18 protein-coding genes and 1 tRNA gene are annotated in these 15,830 nt (G+C 63.9%); 3 read left to right on the top strand and 16 right to left on the bottom strand.

What is annotated here, in order from left to right; all coding sequences use genetic code 11:
• Positions 1 to 94 precede the first annotated feature (94 nt).
• The 5 genes from EGY25_RS02000 to msrA form a co-directional block, all read right to left on the bottom strand.
• Positions 95 to 1,918, bottom strand: coding sequence for an acyltransferase family protein (locus EGY25_RS02000; RefSeq protein ID WP_245159299.1), 1,824 nt, complete (start codon positions 1,916 to 1,918; stop codon positions 95 to 97).
• An 88-nt stretch (positions 1,919 to 2,006) separates the two neighbouring features.
• Entirely contained in the window at positions 2,007 to 2,375 is a 369-nt protein-coding gene (locus EGY25_RS01995) for a HigA family addiction module antitoxin (protein ID WP_348521834.1), read from the bottom strand.
• The gene (locus EGY25_RS01990) at positions 2,306 to 2,593 is read right to left on the bottom strand and encodes a type II toxin-antitoxin system RelE/ParE family toxin (RefSeq protein WP_135193396.1); all 288 of its coding nucleotides are present in this window, start codon (positions 2,591 to 2,593) and stop codon (positions 2,306 to 2,308) included. Before EGY25_RS01990 ends, EGY25_RS01995 begins: the two co-directional genes overlap by 70 nt.
• A gap of 53 nt (positions 2,594 to 2,646) precedes the next feature.
• Complete coding sequence (locus tag EGY25_RS01985) at positions 2,647 to 3,969, bottom strand: VOC family protein (protein WP_135193395.1); 1,323 nt, start codon at positions 3,967 to 3,969, stop codon at positions 2,647 to 2,649.
• Between the two features lie 71 nt (positions 3,970 to 4,040).
• A complete protein-coding gene (msrA, locus tag EGY25_RS01980) occupies positions 4,041 to 4,691 on the bottom strand; it encodes a peptide-methionine (S)-S-oxide reductase MsrA (RefSeq protein WP_135193394.1) in 651 nt (216 codons plus the stop codon).
• Between the two features lie 139 nt (positions 4,692 to 4,830).
• On the opposite strand from msrA, the gene EGY25_RS01975 reads away from it, so the two are divergent.
• Positions 4,831 to 4,920, top strand: a tRNA-Ser gene (locus EGY25_RS01975).
• 28 nt (positions 4,921 to 4,948) lie between these two features.
• Here the strand turns inward: EGY25_RS01975 and EGY25_RS01970 are convergent.
• Both EGY25_RS01970 and EGY25_RS16715 read right to left on the bottom strand, forming a co-directional pair.
• Positions 4,949 to 6,043 carry a tyrosine-type recombinase/integrase gene (locus EGY25_RS01970; protein ID WP_135193393.1) on the bottom strand — a complete coding sequence of 365 codons (1,095 nt, stop codon included), beginning with the start codon at positions 6,041 to 6,043 and terminating at the stop codon, positions 4,949 to 4,951.
• A 1,394-nt stretch (positions 6,044 to 7,437) separates the two neighbouring features.
• Positions 7,438 to 7,707, bottom strand: coding sequence for a hypothetical protein (locus EGY25_RS16715; RefSeq protein ID WP_245159298.1), 270 nt, complete (start codon positions 7,705 to 7,707; stop codon positions 7,438 to 7,440).
• Between EGY25_RS16715 and EGY25_RS16905 the strand changes: the two genes are divergently transcribed.
• Positions 7,606 to 7,824, top strand: a complete 219-nt coding sequence (locus EGY25_RS16905; RefSeq protein WP_432417365.1) for a DUF2293 domain-containing protein — start codon at positions 7,606 to 7,608, stop codon at positions 7,822 to 7,824. The genes EGY25_RS16715 and EGY25_RS16905 overlap by 102 nt on opposite strands.
• Before the next feature lie 255 nt (positions 7,825 to 8,079).
• Here EGY25_RS16905 and EGY25_RS01960 read toward each other — a convergent pair whose 3' ends face one another.
• From EGY25_RS01960 to EGY25_RS01930, 9 genes are all read right to left on the bottom strand, one after another.
• Positions 8,080 to 9,033, bottom strand: a complete 954-nt coding sequence (locus EGY25_RS01960) for a hypothetical protein (RefSeq protein WP_135193391.1) — start codon at positions 9,031 to 9,033, stop codon at positions 8,080 to 8,082.
• 10 nt (positions 9,034 to 9,043) lie between these two features.
• Positions 9,044 to 9,793, bottom strand: a complete 750-nt coding sequence (locus EGY25_RS01955; RefSeq protein WP_135193390.1) for a hypothetical protein — start codon at positions 9,791 to 9,793, stop codon at positions 9,044 to 9,046.
• Between the two features lie 233 nt (positions 9,794 to 10,026).
• Positions 10,027 to 10,572: a hypothetical protein gene (locus EGY25_RS01950; RefSeq protein WP_135193389.1), complete on the bottom strand. Its 546-nt coding sequence runs from the start codon at positions 10,570 to 10,572 to the stop codon at positions 10,027 to 10,029.
• Between the two features lie 9 nt (positions 10,573 to 10,581).
• Positions 10,582 to 10,782 (bottom strand): hypothetical protein, encoded by a 201-nt coding sequence (locus EGY25_RS01945; RefSeq protein ID WP_135193388.1) that lies wholly within the window; start codon positions 10,780 to 10,782, stop codon positions 10,582 to 10,584.
• Positions 10,779 to 11,102 (bottom strand): type ISP restriction/modification enzyme, encoded by a 324-nt coding sequence (locus tag EGY25_RS01940; RefSeq protein ID WP_135193387.1) that lies wholly within the window; start codon positions 11,100 to 11,102, stop codon positions 10,779 to 10,781. Before EGY25_RS01940 ends, EGY25_RS01945 begins: the two co-directional genes overlap by 4 nt.
• 183 nt (positions 11,103 to 11,285) lie before the next feature.
• Positions 11,286 to 11,603, bottom strand: a complete 318-nt coding sequence (locus tag EGY25_RS16710; RefSeq protein ID WP_245159354.1) for a Fic family protein — start codon at positions 11,601 to 11,603, stop codon at positions 11,286 to 11,288.
• Entirely contained in the window at positions 11,510 to 11,914 is a 405-nt protein-coding gene (locus EGY25_RS01935; RefSeq protein ID WP_280643899.1) for a DUF4172 domain-containing protein, read from the bottom strand. Before EGY25_RS01935 ends, EGY25_RS16710 begins: the two co-directional genes overlap by 94 nt.
• Entirely contained in the window at positions 11,805 to 12,086 is a 282-nt protein-coding gene (locus EGY25_RS16830) for a DUF4172 domain-containing protein (protein WP_280643898.1), read from the bottom strand. The genes EGY25_RS01935 and EGY25_RS16830 overlap by 110 nt, the downstream gene beginning before the upstream one ends.
• A 104-nt stretch (positions 12,087 to 12,190) precedes the next feature.
• The gene (locus EGY25_RS01930) at positions 12,191 to 12,931 is read right to left on the bottom strand and encodes a hypothetical protein (RefSeq protein ID WP_135193386.1); all 741 of its coding nucleotides are present in this window, start codon (positions 12,929 to 12,931) and stop codon (positions 12,191 to 12,193) included.
• Positions 12,932 to 13,325: 394 nt separating this feature from the next.
• Here EGY25_RS01930 and EGY25_RS01925 point away from each other — a divergent pair, with 394 nt between their 5' ends.
• The gene (locus EGY25_RS01925; RefSeq protein WP_348521824.1) at positions 13,326 to 15,821 is read left to right on the top strand and encodes a CHASE3 domain-containing protein; all 2,496 of its coding nucleotides are present in this window, start codon (positions 13,326 to 13,328) and stop codon (positions 15,819 to 15,821) included.
• Positions 15,822 to 15,830: the final 9 nt, after the last annotated feature.

Below are 15,830 nucleotides of genomic sequence, written 5' to 3'. Positions count from 1 at the left end.
AGTGCTGCACTGCAACACGAAATGCATAATCGATCACATTCGCGCGATTTTCAATCACGCAATGTTGATGAGGGCAAAAAAAGAGGGGGAAAATTTACAGCGGAGCGTCGAACGCGGCGGAAGACGGGCGCGGGGCCGGCGATTCCGAGGCGACCGACAGCAGTTTACGATCCAGAGCCCAGGCTGCAACCCCGACCCAGCACACCAGGACGATGGCGTAGATTCGCTCCCACCAGCCGACATTGGCGTCGTTGACCGTGCCGGGGAAGACCAGATGCTTGGTCAGGACCGTCAGGATCGCCATGACGACGAAGATGACGGCCAGGAAGATCTTGAGCCGCGGCAGGTCCCGACGCTTGGACAGGCCCCATAGCAGCAGAACCGGGGCCAGCTGGATCCCGAGCGCCAGGTTGATGACCATGTGGCGCGGGTCGGGCCAGGGCCACAGGGTCGAGGCCGACATGCCCGCACCCGCCAGGACGAACACCACGGCGATGACGACCCCGGCGACGCGCGCCCCGGTCAGGGCGTAGACCGCCAGGCCGAAACCGATGCCCGCCAGCGCCGCCATGACCCCGGCGACGAAGACCCCGCCGTTGAAGATCACCGGCGCACGCGCGGTCGCCCCGCCCAGTTCGCTGAGATACTGGGTCGCATTGTTGAAGCCGGGGTAGGCCAGGATTGCGGCGGCCACGACGGTCAGGGCCAGGATCGGCGCGGCGACGCCCACGCCCAGCAGACGACGACGGCGGTGATAGCGCAGCCGGGGCTTGAGCAGGGCCTGGAGGTCCAGCGGCCAGGGCCGGTCGTCCAGCGGCTTCAGCCCCCACAGCGGCCGGATGGCGGGAATGCGCCGCACGACCTCATAGACCGCCAGGCTGCCAACGAAGGTGATGGCGATCAGGGACAGCAGTTCGATCGGCGCCGGGAGATTGGCCGGGCGGATGATCCAGACCGCCGCGACAAGCACCGTCTGGTGCGCCAGATAGAAGGGGAAGGTGGCTTGGGTCAGGTAGTTCAGCGCGCGCCCGCCCCGGTCGCGCAGGTGTTTGCTACCGAAGCCCAGGATGGCGACGATCACCGCCCACTGGTCGATTCCATAGACGACGGCCTTGGGCACGCCCCAGAAAGCGCGGCCGCCCGGATGCCAGACCTGGACCATCATGATCGGCAGGGCGACCGCCGCCAGGGCCAGGGCGATCCAGCGATAACGCTCCATCATGCGCCACAGGCTTTCGCGCCTGACGATGCTGAAACCGAACAGGAAGGCGACCAGCGACAGGGCGTGATTGTACCAGTCGTTGTGCAGGGTGTTGGTCAGGCCGAACCAGGGGAACAGGCCGATGCGGATGGCGATCAGATACAGGATCGGCAGGATCAGCAGCCACGGCCCCCTGAGCGTCTTCTCCAGTCCGTCGCCCAGCCGCTCGATCAGGCCCGGCACGCGCCACAGCAGGACGGCGACGAGGCTGTAGACCGCGATATAGACGATGAACCACAAATGGTTGACCGGGACGCCGTCGGCGAGGCCGCTCCAGCTGAACTCATGCCCCAGCCAGGCGACATAGCCCGCGACCCCGCCCGGCCAGCCGCCCTTGTCCATCGACTCGATCCAGGACTGGATCGGCACTAGGACCAGCGCGCCGAAGATCAGGGGCGGGACCAGGCGCGCGAACCGGGTGCGGGCGACCTGGCGCGGGGTGCGCCGGAAGGTCATGAACCGCAGCGCCGCGCCCGACACCAGAAACAGCAGGGTCAGCCGCCAGGGATTGGTGATCAATATCGCTTCGCGCATCCACTCGAAGGTGTGGGCGCTGTGGATGTGCCAGTCGTAGACGCCGTAGACCAGGCCGACATGATACAGGATCAGCAGGCCGAACGCGCCGATCCGGATCCAGTCCAGATCATAACGGCGCACGGACGGGGATACGGACGGGTTCACGGCCGCGTCTATGATCCGGGGACGCGGATCAGGCAAGACGCCGGATGGACGCGGGCGAGACGGATCAGGCGGCGGCCAGCGGCCGGACCGTGATGTCCTGTTCGTGGGCGCGGGCCTTGGACAGGTCGTGCCGGGCCTGCATGCGCATCAGGGTGTCGGCGCTGACGCCGAACAGCTTCTCGAACCGGATGGCCATTTCGGCCGACACGCCTGCCTTGCCGTTCAGCAGATTGCTGGCCGCCTGACGCGTCACGCCCAGCGCCTCGGCCAGAGCGGTGACGCTGAGATCCTTTGGGGTGACCAGTTCGTCCCGCAGCCACGCGCCGGGATGAACCGCGAAGGTGGAATGAAGTTGGATGGCCATCAGTGATAATCCTCCAGGTCCATATCTTCGACGCCGAGCGCCGCGTTGATGCGGAAGGTGAGCCGCCAGTTCCGGGTGAGCGTCAAAGACCAGGTTCCAGCACGATCCCCCATCAGTTTGTGAGCGCCGAAGTTAGGCGGAACGAGCAGTTCGTCCTCCGTTGCGATCACGTCGATATAGGCCAGAATATTGGTGATGCGACCGATCAGGGCGCCGGGTAGACCCTTGGCCCGCCCGGTCTCCGCAAACTGCCGCAGCGCCTTGTGTCTGATGCTCTCGATTTGCACGAGGCAATGTCACTTTAAAAAGTGACGTGTGTCAAGTGACGGTTGATGGCGACTCAGGCTGGGGCGGTCAATCCCAGCGCCTTCAGCGTCGCGGCGATGGAGGCGTTCTGTTCGGCGCGGTAAAGGGCCATTTCGTCCTGCACCGGCCGGCCCAGAGCCTGTTCGAAATCGGTCTTGGCCGGGTCGGCGGCATAGGCGGCGGCGCGGGCTTCGGCGCCCAGGTTGGACTGGAAGATGCCGGCGGCGCTGACGGGCAGGAAGTCTTCGTAGGTGATCGGCTCGGCGACGACGTGGCCCAAGGCGATCAGATCCTCCAGGTCGGCGGTCTCCGCCCGCGCCGCCAGGCCCTGCGGCGTCGCGCGATAGCGGAACCAGGCCAGGTCTCCGCGTCGCAGGGCGTCCCAGTCGTCGGGCAGGGCGGAGAAGTCCTTTGACGCCAGGGCCGCGTCATAGAGGGCGCGCCCGGCGGGGGTCAGGGCGCAGCCGCGCTGTTCGATCTCGCCGAAGCGGGCGGTGTGGGTGCCGGCGGTGGTCCCATCGGCATCGGGGAAGGCGATGGCCTCCTCCAGCGCCTTGAAGCTGGTCTGGCGCAGCAGGATGGGACAGGCGCGGGCGGGCGGGCCCTCGATGGTTTCCTTGGGCGTGATGCCGCGTTCGGGCATGGCCGCCTGGGCTGCGTCGATGTCGAGCGTGCGCGGCGTCAGGTGGTTGATGTGCGGCCCCTTGAAGCTGACCACGTCCGCGATCAGGCGGTGGGCGGCGACCAGCCGTTCATAGGTCTGTGCGCTGACCGTCGCCTGGGCGTGCCAGCGGAAGGTCTCCAGCAGTTCGGCCACGAACCGGTCGGCCTGATCCTCGTCCAGGCCGCCGGCGGTCTCGGCCGTTTCGATCAGCGCCCGCGCGCCGGGGGTGAAGATGTCGCGGCGGGCCAAGGTCGAAGCAGCCTCCTCGCGCAGGGCTTCGTCCTCGATCAACTCCAGCCGCAGCAGAGAGGTGAAGACCCGGAACGGATTGCGCGCCAATGCCGCCGGATCGACAGGACGGAAGGCGGTCGAATGGACCGGCACTCCGGCGGGAGCCAGGTTGTAATAGCTGACCGGCTCCATCCCCATGACCGCAAAGGCGCGGGCGATGGTGGCCAGTTCGTCGGCCGTGCCGACGCGGATGGCGCCGTGGCGTTCCTCCGACAGGCGCGCCAGTTCGCCCGACGCCGCCAGCCGGTCCGCGCCGCTCGCATCGGCCTTGATCGCCTGGGCGTTGATGTCGGCCACCAGCGTCAGAAGGTCGCCATATTGCGGCACCTCGGCCCGGTACATGGCGGACAGGGCGGCCGAGAACCGGCTGCGAATCTCGTCAGGATGGACGACGGCGGACATGATCGCTCCCACTTTTTCGTCGCTCATAAGCCGGTCGGCCGCCGGTTGGAACCCGGCGGCCGTGTCGAACGTCAGGCGTCGACGCCGACCCCGATCGGGCAGACCACGCCGGTCCCCCCGATGCCGCAGTATCCGGCCGGGTTCTTGGCCAGATAGCCCTGATGGTACTCCTCGGCGTAGAAATATTCGCCGGCCGGTTCGATCTCGGTCGTGATCGTCCCGCGCCCGGCCTTAGTCAGGGCCGCCTGATAGGCGTCACGCGAAACTTCCGCCTCGGCCTGCTGTTCGGCGTTCAGAGTGTAGATGGCCGAGCGATAGGTGGTGCCGATATCGTTGCCCTGGCGCATGCCCTGGGTCGGGTCGTGGTTCTCCCAGAAGGCCTTCAGCAGTTCGGCGTAGGTGATGACCTTGGGGTCGAACACGACCTTGACCACCTCGGTGTGGCCTGTGCGGCCGGTGCAGGTCTCTTCATAGGTCGGGTTGGGCGTGATCCCGCCGGAATAGCCGGCCGAGGTCACCCACACGCCCGGCAAGGACCAGAAGATTCGCTCAACGCCCCAGAAGCAGCCCATGCCGAAGATCGCCGTCTGGAACCCCTCGGGATAGGGGCCTTTCAGCGGCTTGCCGCTGACAAAATGGTTTTCGTCGGTCGCCAGGGCCTCAGCGCGGCCGGGCAGGGCGGTCTCGGCCGTGGGCAGTTCGGCGCTTTTCTTGAACAACATGGGGGGCTCCTCGGACGAAAAATGACTTCAACGCCTATATGGGGACGTCAGAGGCGCTTGCCGAGGGGGCGAGTGTGTTCTATCAGGCCCGCCTCCCGCCGGATCGACCTCTGGCGGCGCGCAAGACGTGGCGTGAAACGGACAGGTGGCGGAGTGGTCGATCGCGCACGCTTGGAAAGCGTGTGTAGGTGAAAGCCTACCGAGGGTTCGAATCCCTCTCTGTCCGCCACCCACATGACAATCTCCATTGATTTCAGTTAGTTGTTGGCCTGTTTGGCTAACTTCTCGGTTGGGGTAGCCAAATTCTGTTCGCCTTGCGTGCCGCCGATCAGGGCGAAGGCGTCTTTCGCGAGCCGCTTCTGATCCCGCGCCTTGGTGTACCGTTCGACCTCCTTGGAAGTCTGGTGACCGGTGACGGCCTTGATCTGCGCCTCAGTGCATCCCGCATCGGCAAGTCGCGTCGCCGCCGATTTTCTCAAGCCATGCGCCGACCGCTCGGCGATGCCGGCGGCGCGGCAGGCGTCTCGGAACCAGTTGCCGAAACCGCCCGCCGTGAAGCCTGACCCGCCCTGAGTAACGAGGAACAGCATCTGGCCACTGGGCACCGTCTCCAGCGAGGCCTTGAGGCGCGGGTGGATGGGCAGTTCCAGGAAGGCCTTGGTCTTCTCCTGCCGAACTAGGATGGCAGCGCCCTGGACGTGCTGACGCCCCATCTGACGCACGTCGCCGGAACGCTGGGCGGTATAGAGCAGAAGGTCGAACGCCAGGCGTTCCCGTGTGCTGACGGGCCAGTGAGTTTCGAACTGGGCGATGTCCGCCTCGGACCAGACTGGGAAGCCAGCGGAGACGATTTTGAGCGGCTTGATGCCTACAGCGGGATTGTCCGCCCGCCATTGCCGAGCGACGGCGAAGGCGAGCATCCAGCGGAGAACCTTGACTAGGTTGTTGGCGGCCGTAGGCGCGTCCGCCTTGCGATCGCGCATTTTGAGGATGTGCTGCGCCTGGAGCGCCCGCACGGACCCGTCGCCATGATTGGCCCGCAGGCGCTCGATGATGCCGCGATAAGTGCCCTGAGTGGACTTGGACAGCAGACGCCACTCGGCCGAAGCGTAGATGGCTACGGCGAGAGCGTTGATGGTGCCGGGCGCCGTGCGACTGGCGCCGGGGATCAGTGCAGTCGTTCGTCCGGAACAGGCGGCATCGTATTCGGCGGCGAAGTCGGGCGAGCCCGGTGTGCCGTGCAGATAGACCGGCTTCTGCCCTGCTCGGCGGTATCGATAGCGAACCTTCCCATGCCGGTCCTTAAAGGCGCTGACATGGGGAAAGCCGATCAGCTTAAGGCCTCGTCCCATGAGCTTATTTCCAGGTTGATTTCGCTGGGGATGGCTTGGTTTGAGGAGCCGAGGTGAAGTCGAACCTCGCCATTAGGCAAGAGATCGAGGGTGCCCAGAGGGACGCCACGCTCCTGCAAGGTGTCGATCACCCGGCGGAGATCGGCTTTGCGAACTATGGTCTGCCTGCGCGCCATTGAAACCACCATGACTAAACTAACGTCCTAAGTTAGCCATTTGATCGGCGGAACTGCAAGTCGAAATGAGAGTATATCTATAAATATCAGCTACTTGTATCGGATCCGGTATAGACTTGTATCGGATCCGATATAGGTCTGAGTTCCAATCTTATAGAAAAGCTGACAAATAACCGGCTCTTTTCAGAGAGCTTTCTTCGTAGAAAAAGCGCGTGTTACGGATGCAAGAGGCTAAACTTCGTCTGCCCAAGGAGTTGCTACGCTGGTCAAGCAGTCACGTTGGGCAGGCAAGCGCGCTCGTCTGCGTGGCTAAACGGGCCGGACAGGATGATACGCCCGACACTTCGATCCGCCTCTCGATTCGCAATCGTCCGAGTAGGAGGTCCAGGGCAGACAAGCTTCAGCTTCGTTGGCGACCGTCAATCCGAATGATCTCGATCCAGGATAAGCGAGGCGTCCAGCGTCAGCGCTGGATTGACAGTTGATTTCGTGTCCCAAGGACCGACAATCGCCGGCAAAGGATCGAGCGCCTGCCTGCAACCATGTGATGATGACCCCGGCCTCGGTCCTTCAGACACGTTTCGGTCCTTTCGCGACGTTCTCGCTGATTTGTCCGGCAGCAAACCTGCAATAGCTGGCCCCAACGCTTGCTTCAAAAGTTGTCGGCTTTGCCAGTTCGCTATGCCGCTAGTCATGAACCATGTTGAAAGCCTTCACCTAATGACGGCAGTCGTCGGGCGTCGAACGAAGAGAGTAAGAAGCATTGTTGGCCAACAATGCATATCCTGCCTCGGAACGGCAGGCAAATAGACGCAAAAAGACGCGATACTTCCTAAAGGTGTATCCGGTTTTCCTTGTTTTTCCTTGATTTGCCTTAAATCGCATCTAATCGCATCTGTTCGCCTCTTCCAAATGCATCGGAATGAAGCCATACATTCTTGAGTTGTGGTTGTGATTGTGGGTCTTCTGGTGCCTGTTCGACGTGGCGGGTTGCACGCGTCAGGGGGTGGCTTGGGCGGAAAGGCGGGAAGCATGTCTGGTCCTGACTTTTGCCATTTGGATGAGCCGCATCATCAGTTGAGCGCGACGCGACAGGACGCGGCGTGGTTTGGATTTGGAGCGAGAAGGAGGGAAAGATCGATGGACCAACAGACTGTCCGCCCTATCTCACGCGGCCGATCCGGCCCTGAACTAGGTTTGTGAGGCGCCATGGGACGATCACGTCGCGCCAAGAAGGCCGCTCAATTCTCGATTGAGCGCGTCCTTTCGCACATCGATCAAAAGCACCCAGGCCTTCCAGCGGAACTGCGCCAGCATTTCGGCAGCCAGATCGCTGATAGGACTTGGCAGCCGCCGGTAAGCCTGGGAAAGGCCGTAGGGATCGTGATGTCTACGTACGCCCGGCATGAGCAGACCGACTACGACACCCTCTTGCGACGCCATAAGCTCACTCGGGATGAAGCCCGGCAGGTGGTGAAGGTGGAGCACGACGAGATGCTGCGCTCGTGGGCGAAGCCCGTCGACGGCGGCTCAACGACGAGCCCTGATCGCAAATCGCAATGGCCACCTTGTTCCCCCGGACGTCTGACTGAGCCTGCAACATAGACACTTCCTGGGGGGCCCCGGTTCGGCTGCACGGTCTGCGGATGTAGCGGCACCGCTTGACATTCCGGACCACACTGGCCATTTCTCGCCTCACATGGGTGGATAGCTGGTCAGTCCGGATCTCGATTTGGACTGCCTGTGGGTCGCTCTGTGGTGCGTATCAGCCGTTTTGTCGGTGTAGGGCGCATACGCGGAGGTCGTACTGTGCAGGCGCAGGTTTGAAGCTCTTCTCAGTCCTTCACGAAGGACCCCTCTTCATACCAGTCGATCGCATGGCGTGGCGTTGAGATGTTTCTCCGCCAGGTCGCTGCTTTTCCGGGCCAAGGCGTCCGAAAGGGCCAGGCCGATCGCCCCTCCATCCTTAGCCATCACATCGAAATGAAACCCAGGGTCGTTCGCGACGCCGTACGTATGATAGGCGTTAAGCAGGTGGAACCCATCCTTACGGCTCTCGGGACCTATGATTTGCACTGTCGTGTGCAAGCGGTCTCCCTGGAAGGCGACTCGGGCGTCAAGCATGTAGGCTCCATGGAGGAACCGCTTTTCCGGGTTGCGGAAACCCGCGTCGTAGAGGTTGTCGTGGTAGCGGCGTAGCACGCCCTCTATGGCGGCTGGGTCGGCTTGGATATCTCGGGCGATCGGATGTCCGCCAAGCCGCTGGAAATTGTGGTCCGGCGCGACTGGCGCGAACATGGACCTAGGCCGGTTTCGGATGGACAGTTCGACCAATGCCGCCGTCGGCTCGAAGTCGTCGAGGATTTGCTTCAGCTCGTCTAGCGACGGAAGACGATTACCGGGCATGCGGAGCATCAGCACGCCGCGGCCGAGCTTTTCGAAAACCTCGTCGAACATTTGCGACGCACACACTGCGACCACGAGCCGGGGCCGGGCGCGGCCGCAAGCGATCGAACTTGTTTGCCGGGCACCACACGTCTTCCCGACGCCCTTGGGCGTAGAGGGATCCCGGGCGCATGGCTGGTCAAGCCGGCGGCAGAAGTTAACGGCGGTGCCGACGCCGAAGATCTCGTCGTTTGTCTTGGCCACGAGGTCGGACAAATACGTGGCTCGCTTGGCGGGATTGGCCGGATACTGGCGTGTGACGAAACGAACATCGCCGGACACATACCGGCCCTGGAGTGTCGTTACCTGCCTTGTGACGTCGGCGTCGTCGAACCCGGCGACCATGAACAGTCGCTTGAGCGGTATCATGCGACCGCCATTACCTGGCTGCCCGGAGATGCTTCAATACGCTGGCCGGGATAGACCAGTCCATTGCGATTTCCGGTGGGAGCAGGTCGATGAGGTCGAGGAGCTGGGTTAGCCGGTCGGACGATGTCCGGGTCGGCGCCGAGGTCCGCAACAGCTTGGAAACTTGGACGCCCTCCTTGCTAGCCCAGGCTTCGATCCGATGCTGCAGGTCGGCATCGTCGATGGTCGTGTCGGCCGACACCCCCAGGACGAAATCCGGATTGATTTCCTTCCAGGATCCACTGGAGGGCGGCGCGTCGGCGTCAGTGAAGCCGATTTGGTCGAGGTTGAGGAAACGGCGCTTGCCATCGAGGGGGCGGATGAAGGCGGCCCAGACGGCGCGGTGGAAGCGGAGCGTCGTCACCTCGGCGTGCCGGAGCGGCTGCCCGGCATCTGGTCCGACCGTTTGCTTGGGGACCACGAAGTAGTTCCCCGGGGGATTGGCTGACAGGGACAGGAAGTCAGTGCTGTAGTACTCGATGAAGGGTGCGAGCTTGCGGCGGGACTTGGGGATGGATAGCAGCCCTTGGTCGACGAGCGTGGTCAGGTGCCTGTCGAAGGTCGTGCCAGATGAGCGGACGAACTCGCCGCCCACGAACGTAAGGATCACGGGTTCGCCGGCGCGAGCGTCGGACGCGGTGCGCACGACCCCGACCAGGAATGCATTGATCGCCTCGATCGAGCAAAGCGTTGCAAGGAACTCGGATTGCGATGCAGTCATGGTTGCTTGCTAGCGCAACACACGGCGCAAGCAATCTGATTCTGCTCGGGCGCGTGCGCGACCCTAGGATGGACTGGACCATTGCCCTGCCGGCCACGTAGGTACGTCAAAAACGGCCGCAGGCTTGCTTTGTGCGGGCATTGCCGCTTGCCTGCGCCTCGATAGAGGCCTGCTCCGTGGATATCGGTGGCGATCTGTGCGGTCTGCATCAGTGTTCCATCAAAGCTGAACCTTCACCCGCCGAAGCGGGAGACGCCCGGAATACGAGCGAACACGATTTCGGCCGCATCCCATTTCCCGCTGAAGAATTCGCCGCCAACGCTGCGGAGTTCCTTAGCCGCGATGTCCTTGAAGGCCTTCTCGGCCACCTCGGCCGCCCCGCGATTCTCATACGGTTCGGACACCATCGGAATGGTCCAGCGACCAATGGCGGCCGGAGGGATGCCGGAATTCAGCTCCTGAACCCGCCGCCGTGGATCGTTGGAGACGCCGATTTTCAACAGTACGGACTTATCGCCGCAACGCGGCGTTTCACCCAGCAAGGCGAAACCGTCACCCTCGAAGCGGGCCATATACATGCGCGTCGGCCCATCCTCGTAGAAGCTTGTGCGAGCGCCAAAGCTGCCTGGAAAGGCGCGAGACGGGGTGAAGGCCTGAGCCAGTGGCGCGCGAGAAAGGCTGCCGCCGGACACGGGCAGTTCCCCGAAAACATTGACCTCCGTCAGCCTGATCTTCAGCGCCTGCTCGATCTCTTCGGGCAGAAGCGGCGGGCTCCACACAGCGATCGCCTAGCCCGCTTCGGGGCGATAGGTCTTGGGCGCGATGCGCTCCAGCAGGATCGGCTCATCCACCCGCCAGGCGCGCACGACTGGGATGGCGTTCGTCCAGCGATCGCTCCAGCCCTTCTGGCGCTTGCGTTCCATGCCGGCGGGTGACGCCTTGTCTATATCCTGTATGGGGCGCGCCTCGATCTGGAGGAAGCCGATCACCCTGTTGCGTTCAGTGCGGGCCGTCTCGGCGCTCGAGCGTCGGCCTTGCGGCCGTCGAGCCGGGCCTCAACGCCGTTCGGATTGACGAAGCGCACTGCCGGATCGGCCAGGATCGAGGCGGCGACTGGGTCGAGCAGGTGCAGCGCGATCAGCTCCGCGCCCAGCGAGATCAGAGCGGCAAACAGGGCGCGGTCGCGCGGCAATGGAACGCGCGCGAAGTTGGACTTGAGGAACTCTGCATAGCGCTCGCGATATGCCGGCGAATGCAGCACCGCATAAATCCAGTCGAATGCGTCACGCACGCCGAAGGTGGTGTTCAACCTTCCCGTGAAGAATATCGGTCGCACCCAAGCTTCTGGGTGTCCAGACCGCACCAGCGCTCTTGGGCCACTTGTGCGCCAGAAGCGGTCGCAAAGGCTACCTGCCAATAGGAGTGCGCAGCCTTTTCAATGGCCCCTGATCCTTAAAGCAATTTGCGGCCCTGAACCGCGCTTGCAGCGCTGTCAGGTTAAATCATGGCGGCCCCCAACTGTCCCAACCCGACGAAATCTTATGCGCCGGCCGTCACACACGCCGCCTCGGCTCCGGCGCGAAAGCGTTGGAGGTTCTAGCGGGTGATGAGATGTCGTGCTTTCGGCGCGGGCCAAGGCGAGGTCGGCGATGGCGCGGGCGATGCCGTCGTCGAAGGGGTGGTTAGCGACGAACCACAAGTGGGCGACGCCAGCCTTCAGCACCGGGTCGGGCGTGGCGGTCTCGAACCATTGCAGAAAGGCCGCCATTTCGGCGTTGAGACGGTTGGCAGCCGGGGCCTCGTAGTGAATGTGTTCGCGGCCGATCGGCCTGAGACGACCTGCATCGGGTCACCGTCCGGGGTGCGCCACGCACCGACGGGGATCTTGGTCATGCCGCTGCGTCCGGTCGGGAAGAGGGCGGCGTGCCAGGCACCCAGGCGCTCGGCGGTGAGCGGCGCGGCATAGTTCTGGGTGGCGTCGAGCATCATTTCGACGACGCCCTCGACGTTGCTATCCGCCGGGACCAGGCCAACGACGTCCATACCCAGGCGGCCGGTAATGGAGGAGCGGACCTGGTCTCTGTCCAGGACTTCGCCCTCGATCTCGCTGGACTTCAGCACTTCCTCGGCCAGGGTTGCGGAGGACGGCTGCCTCGCGCAGCGGAAAGCGCAGGGCCTCCATCCGTCCGATCAGCCGGCCCTCGCGATGGCGCATGGCGGCAAGCGGTTGGGCGAGGGCCCTGTCATCCCAGGTCAGGTTCGGCCAGTCGGCTAGATCGTGGATGCAAGTCATATTGGCCGCACTTTCTGCGGTGAATGTTTAGGCTATTCGCCGCAAGGAAAAGTCCTAATCGCCGCGACTAATGCGGTGACGGCGGTTTTGCCGCGCCCATTCGATCAGGCCGCCAGCTGCTGGGTTTCTCGGGGCTGGAGCGCGATAGATATGCCGCTTGCCGCCAGCGGCTGGCCAACGCGTTCCTTTAGTCGGGTAAAGGCCATAGGGCTGGTGCAAAGGATGCGCCGTTGGTCGGGCTCCCACATCGCGCGATCGAGGTAGCTTACCGCCGCGTCTTCCCCTGCGATCTGCACGACCGCTTGGCGGACGTCGGCTTGCGCGAACGGGGTGACACACGCCGGGGGCCGGGCACCGCCGCTCGGTTGTCGGTTTTCGGCGGCGCGAATTTTATTAATGGGTTCGTAAAGGGATTGTCGGACGCCCATGTCCGGTTTTCGTGACGCAGGAGTCCGGTTTTTCGGCGTTTGAACGGCCGCCGATGTCCGCTTTTCTTCGATTTGATCGGTCGCGGATGTCCGCTTTTGAAGCGCGTCGGCCGCTTCGTCGGGCAGGGTGGCGCGGTAGATGTTGGTTCGGCTGCGTCCCTTACGGACTTCGATCTGCAAATAGGCGGCGGCTTCGAGTTGCTTAAGCAGACGTCGAACGTGCCTGTCGCTTAAGCCGAGACTGGCGGCCATGCTGTCCTGACCTCGCCACGAGCCGCCAACGCAAGGGTTTAGATCGTGCATGAGTAGACCCACGATCGATTTGGCGGCCGGGGAGACGGCGGGGTCATGCGAGATCCGCTGATGCCAGGCGAACTTCTCGGCGACGAAGTTCTCGGGATCGAGGAGGCGGCTCATCGGCGAATGTCCGCTTTCCGACCATGGAGCCACGGCCCCGCTGGATCGGCCCAACGCGGACCCTCCTGTCGCCGAATGAGGCGAGTGTGTTGACGCGAGACCATGTGCTGGCGTCCGCTGGACAGTGAACGCCACGGCCGAAAATGGACAGTCATTGCGCCAACTGCTTTTGGGATGGTCAGCGGCTTTCGATCGTTCCTGATCGCCCGATATCGCGCATAGACCAGCGGGGTGTCATCCATGCCCAGCTGGCCGAGTGGAACCCCTGGCAGGCAACCTCTCCTGGAAGGTTGTCCCGCGGCTCAGATCGTGGGAGCCTGACTGCATCGTTCGGCGCAAAAGACGCGCGTCGTGATCGGGTAGGGTACCGTCCGACCTGAACCGGAGACATCGCGTGCCGAACCCGAAGCGCCCCGCAATCCCCCGGCGGTTTCAACATCTCCTACTAGCCGCAGTGGGCATCGCCGTCTTGCTGGGGCTGGCCTTTGTCGGAATAGAGCTTCGGCTTGAGTTTGATCGCGCGCGCGCATTGCGAGCCGAGGTCGAGCGATCCCACGTGGCCCGCGCCCAGTTGCTGCAAATCTTCTCGTCGATGCAGGACGCCGAGACGGGCCAGCGGGGCTATGTGATCACGGGGCGGGTCAGCTATCTGGAGCCCTATGACAGCGCGGCTCGTGCGCTGGGGGCCGAACTGCCGCGCCTGAAGGCGCTCTATCGCGACAATCCCGAACAGGCGGCCAATCTGGCCTGGCTGGAGACCCTGATCGCCCGCAAACAGGCGACGATGCGGGCGGGGATCCTGGCGCACGACACCCAGGGTCGCGAGGCCGGGCTCGACGCGGTCTCCAACGGTGCGGGCAAGGCGGCGATGGACGATATTCGCGTCGCCGTCGACCGGATGGTGGCTGTCGACGCCCAAGCGCTTTCTGATGTGACGCGGCGCGCAGATGCCCGCAGCCGTATGACCGAACGTTTGGTAGCAGGCGTGTTTCTGCTGCTGATCGCGGTGGTCGCGTCGAGCGGTTTTCTGGTCTGGCGTTATGTCCGGACGCGCCGCGTGCTGCTCGACGCGGTGCAAGCGACGGCCGCGCGTCAGACGGCTATTTTCGACAGCGCCATCGACGCCATCCTGACGTTGAATCCCAGCGGCAGCATCGAAACGCTGAACACAGCGGCGACGCGCATGTTCGGCTGGACCGCGCCGGAACTGGGGCGTCGCGATGTTTCGGTTTTGATGGACTTGGCCGGCGATGGAGAAACAGCCTTTCTGACCCGCATCGGCGCCAATCGCGAAGATTTCGAGCAGGGCGTGGTGCGTGAGCTCACCGCCCGCCGGCGTGATGGCACGACCTTCCCCGTGGATGTGGCCTTGAGCCCGATGACCCTGCCGACGGGCGTGCATCTGGTGGCGGTGATCCGCGATATTTCGGAACGCCGTCGCGTGGAGGAGATGAAGCAGCAGTTCGTTTCTACCGTCAGTCACGAGCTGAGGACGCCCTTGACCTCGATCGCGGGGTCTTTGGGCTTGCTGGTCGGGGGGGCGGGAGGCGTGCTGCCTGAGAAGGCGGGTCGGTTGATCGGCATCGCTCATTCCAACAGCCAGCGGCTGGTTCGGCTTATCAACGACATCCTGGATGTGGAGAAGATCGAGTCGGGTCAGATGACACTGGATCTGGCGTCGCTGGACCTGCGCGACATTGCGCTGCTCTCGCTGGACAGCGTGCGGGGCCTCGCCGACAGTCTGGGGGTCAGCCTGACGCTAAGCGAGGGGGCCGAGGCGCCGGTCAGCGGTGACGCCGATCGGCTGGTGCAGGTGGTGGTCAATCTGCTGTCCAATGCAGCCAAGTTCTCGCCCTCGGGCGGGGTGGTCGAGGTCAGCGTCGTGCCCGAGGCGCGGATTGCACGGCTGAGCGTGCGCGACCATGGGCCGGGCATCCCCGACGCCTTCCGCGCGCGCATCTTCACCAAATTCGCTCAGGCCGATGGGTCAGACACCCGCCAGCGTGGCGGGACCGGGCTGGGCCTGGCCATCGCCCGCGAGATCGCGGAACGACACGGAGGGCGGCTGTGGTTCGAATCGACACCCGGCGAGGGAGCGACCTTCCATCTGGACCTCCCGTTGGCCATGGGGGTTTCCGATTCAGTCCCCGGAACTGGCCCTAGACTGCTGATCGTCGAGGATGATCCCGACGCCGCCGAGGTGCTCCGCGTCATGCTGGAGCAGGATGGGTTCGAGGCCCATGTCGTCGCCACGGCGCGCGGGGCGCTCGACGTGGTTCGGCAGGAGCGTTACGCGGCCGTTCTGGTCGATCTGCAACTGCCCGATGCGGACGGGATCGGTCTGATTCGCGCCTTGCGGGGCCATGCGGCGACACGGGATCTGCCGGTCGTCGTGGTGTCGGCGGACGTGGCGGGCGGCAAGGCGCGTGGACGTTTGTTGGAGGTGCTGGACTGGCTGGAGAAGCCGTTCGATCAGAGCCGGCTGAGATCGGCCGTCGCTTCGATCCTGGATCGGCTGGAGACGCGCCGCCCCTCGATCCTTCATGTGGACGACGATCCGGATATCCTCCAGGTGACGGCTTCGACCCTGGCGGGGGTGGCGGAAATGTCGGGGGCGGGCAGCCTGGCCGATGCGCGCCGCGCCTTGGCCATCGCGCGTCCCGATCTGGTGATCCTGGACCTCGGCCTGCCGGACGGGTCGGGTCTGGAGCTTCTGAAAGAGTTGGGAGACGATGCGGGCGGATCGATTCCCGTCGTCGTCTATTCTGCCCAGGAGATGGACGCCGCGCTGGGCGAAAGGGTCGAAGCCGTGCTGGTGAAATCGCGCACCTCGCTGGCGCACCTGGCCCGCACGGTTCGGCGTCTCACCCACAAGGACGTTCGCAACTGAGCACTGGAG

The organism is Brevundimonas intermedia (assembly GCF_004614235.1).
Classification (GTDB): Bacteria; Pseudomonadota; Alphaproteobacteria; order Caulobacterales; family Caulobacteraceae; genus Brevundimonas; species Brevundimonas intermedia_A.
The sequence above is the reverse complement of the archived record's forward strand: the minus strand, read 5'-3'. Positions and strand labels throughout refer to the sequence as shown.

Excerpts from the sequence above, each read along its gene's own strand:
- EGY25_RS01985 (WP_135193395.1), bottom strand. The coding sequence starts at position 3,969 with ATGTCCGCCGTCGTCCATCCTGACGAGATTCGCAGCCGGTTCTCGGCC.
- msrA (WP_135193394.1), bottom strand. The coding sequence starts at position 4,691 with ATGTTGTTCAAGAAAAGCGCCGAACTGCCCACGGCCGAGACCGCCCTG.
- EGY25_RS01970 (WP_135193393.1), bottom strand. The coding sequence starts at position 6,043 with ATGGGACGAGGCCTTAAGCTGATCGGCTTTCCCCATGTCAGCGCCTTT.
- EGY25_RS16905 (WP_432417365.1), top strand. The coding sequence starts at position 7,606 with ATGTCTACGTACGCCCGGCATGAGCAGACCGACTACGACACCCTCTTG.
- EGY25_RS01960 (WP_135193391.1), bottom strand. The coding sequence starts at position 9,033 with ATGATACCGCTCAAGCGACTGTTCATGGTCGCCGGGTTCGACGACGCC.
- EGY25_RS01955 (WP_135193390.1), bottom strand. The coding sequence starts at position 9,793 with ATGACTGCATCGCAATCCGAGTTCCTTGCAACGCTTTGCTCGATCGAG.
- EGY25_RS16830 (WP_280643898.1), bottom strand. The coding sequence starts at position 12,086 with ATGACTTGCATCCACGATCTAGCCGACTGGCCGAACCTGACCTGGGAT.
- EGY25_RS01930 (WP_135193386.1), bottom strand. The coding sequence starts at position 12,931 with ATGAGCCGCCTCCTCGATCCCGAGAACTTCGTCGCCGAGAAGTTCGCC.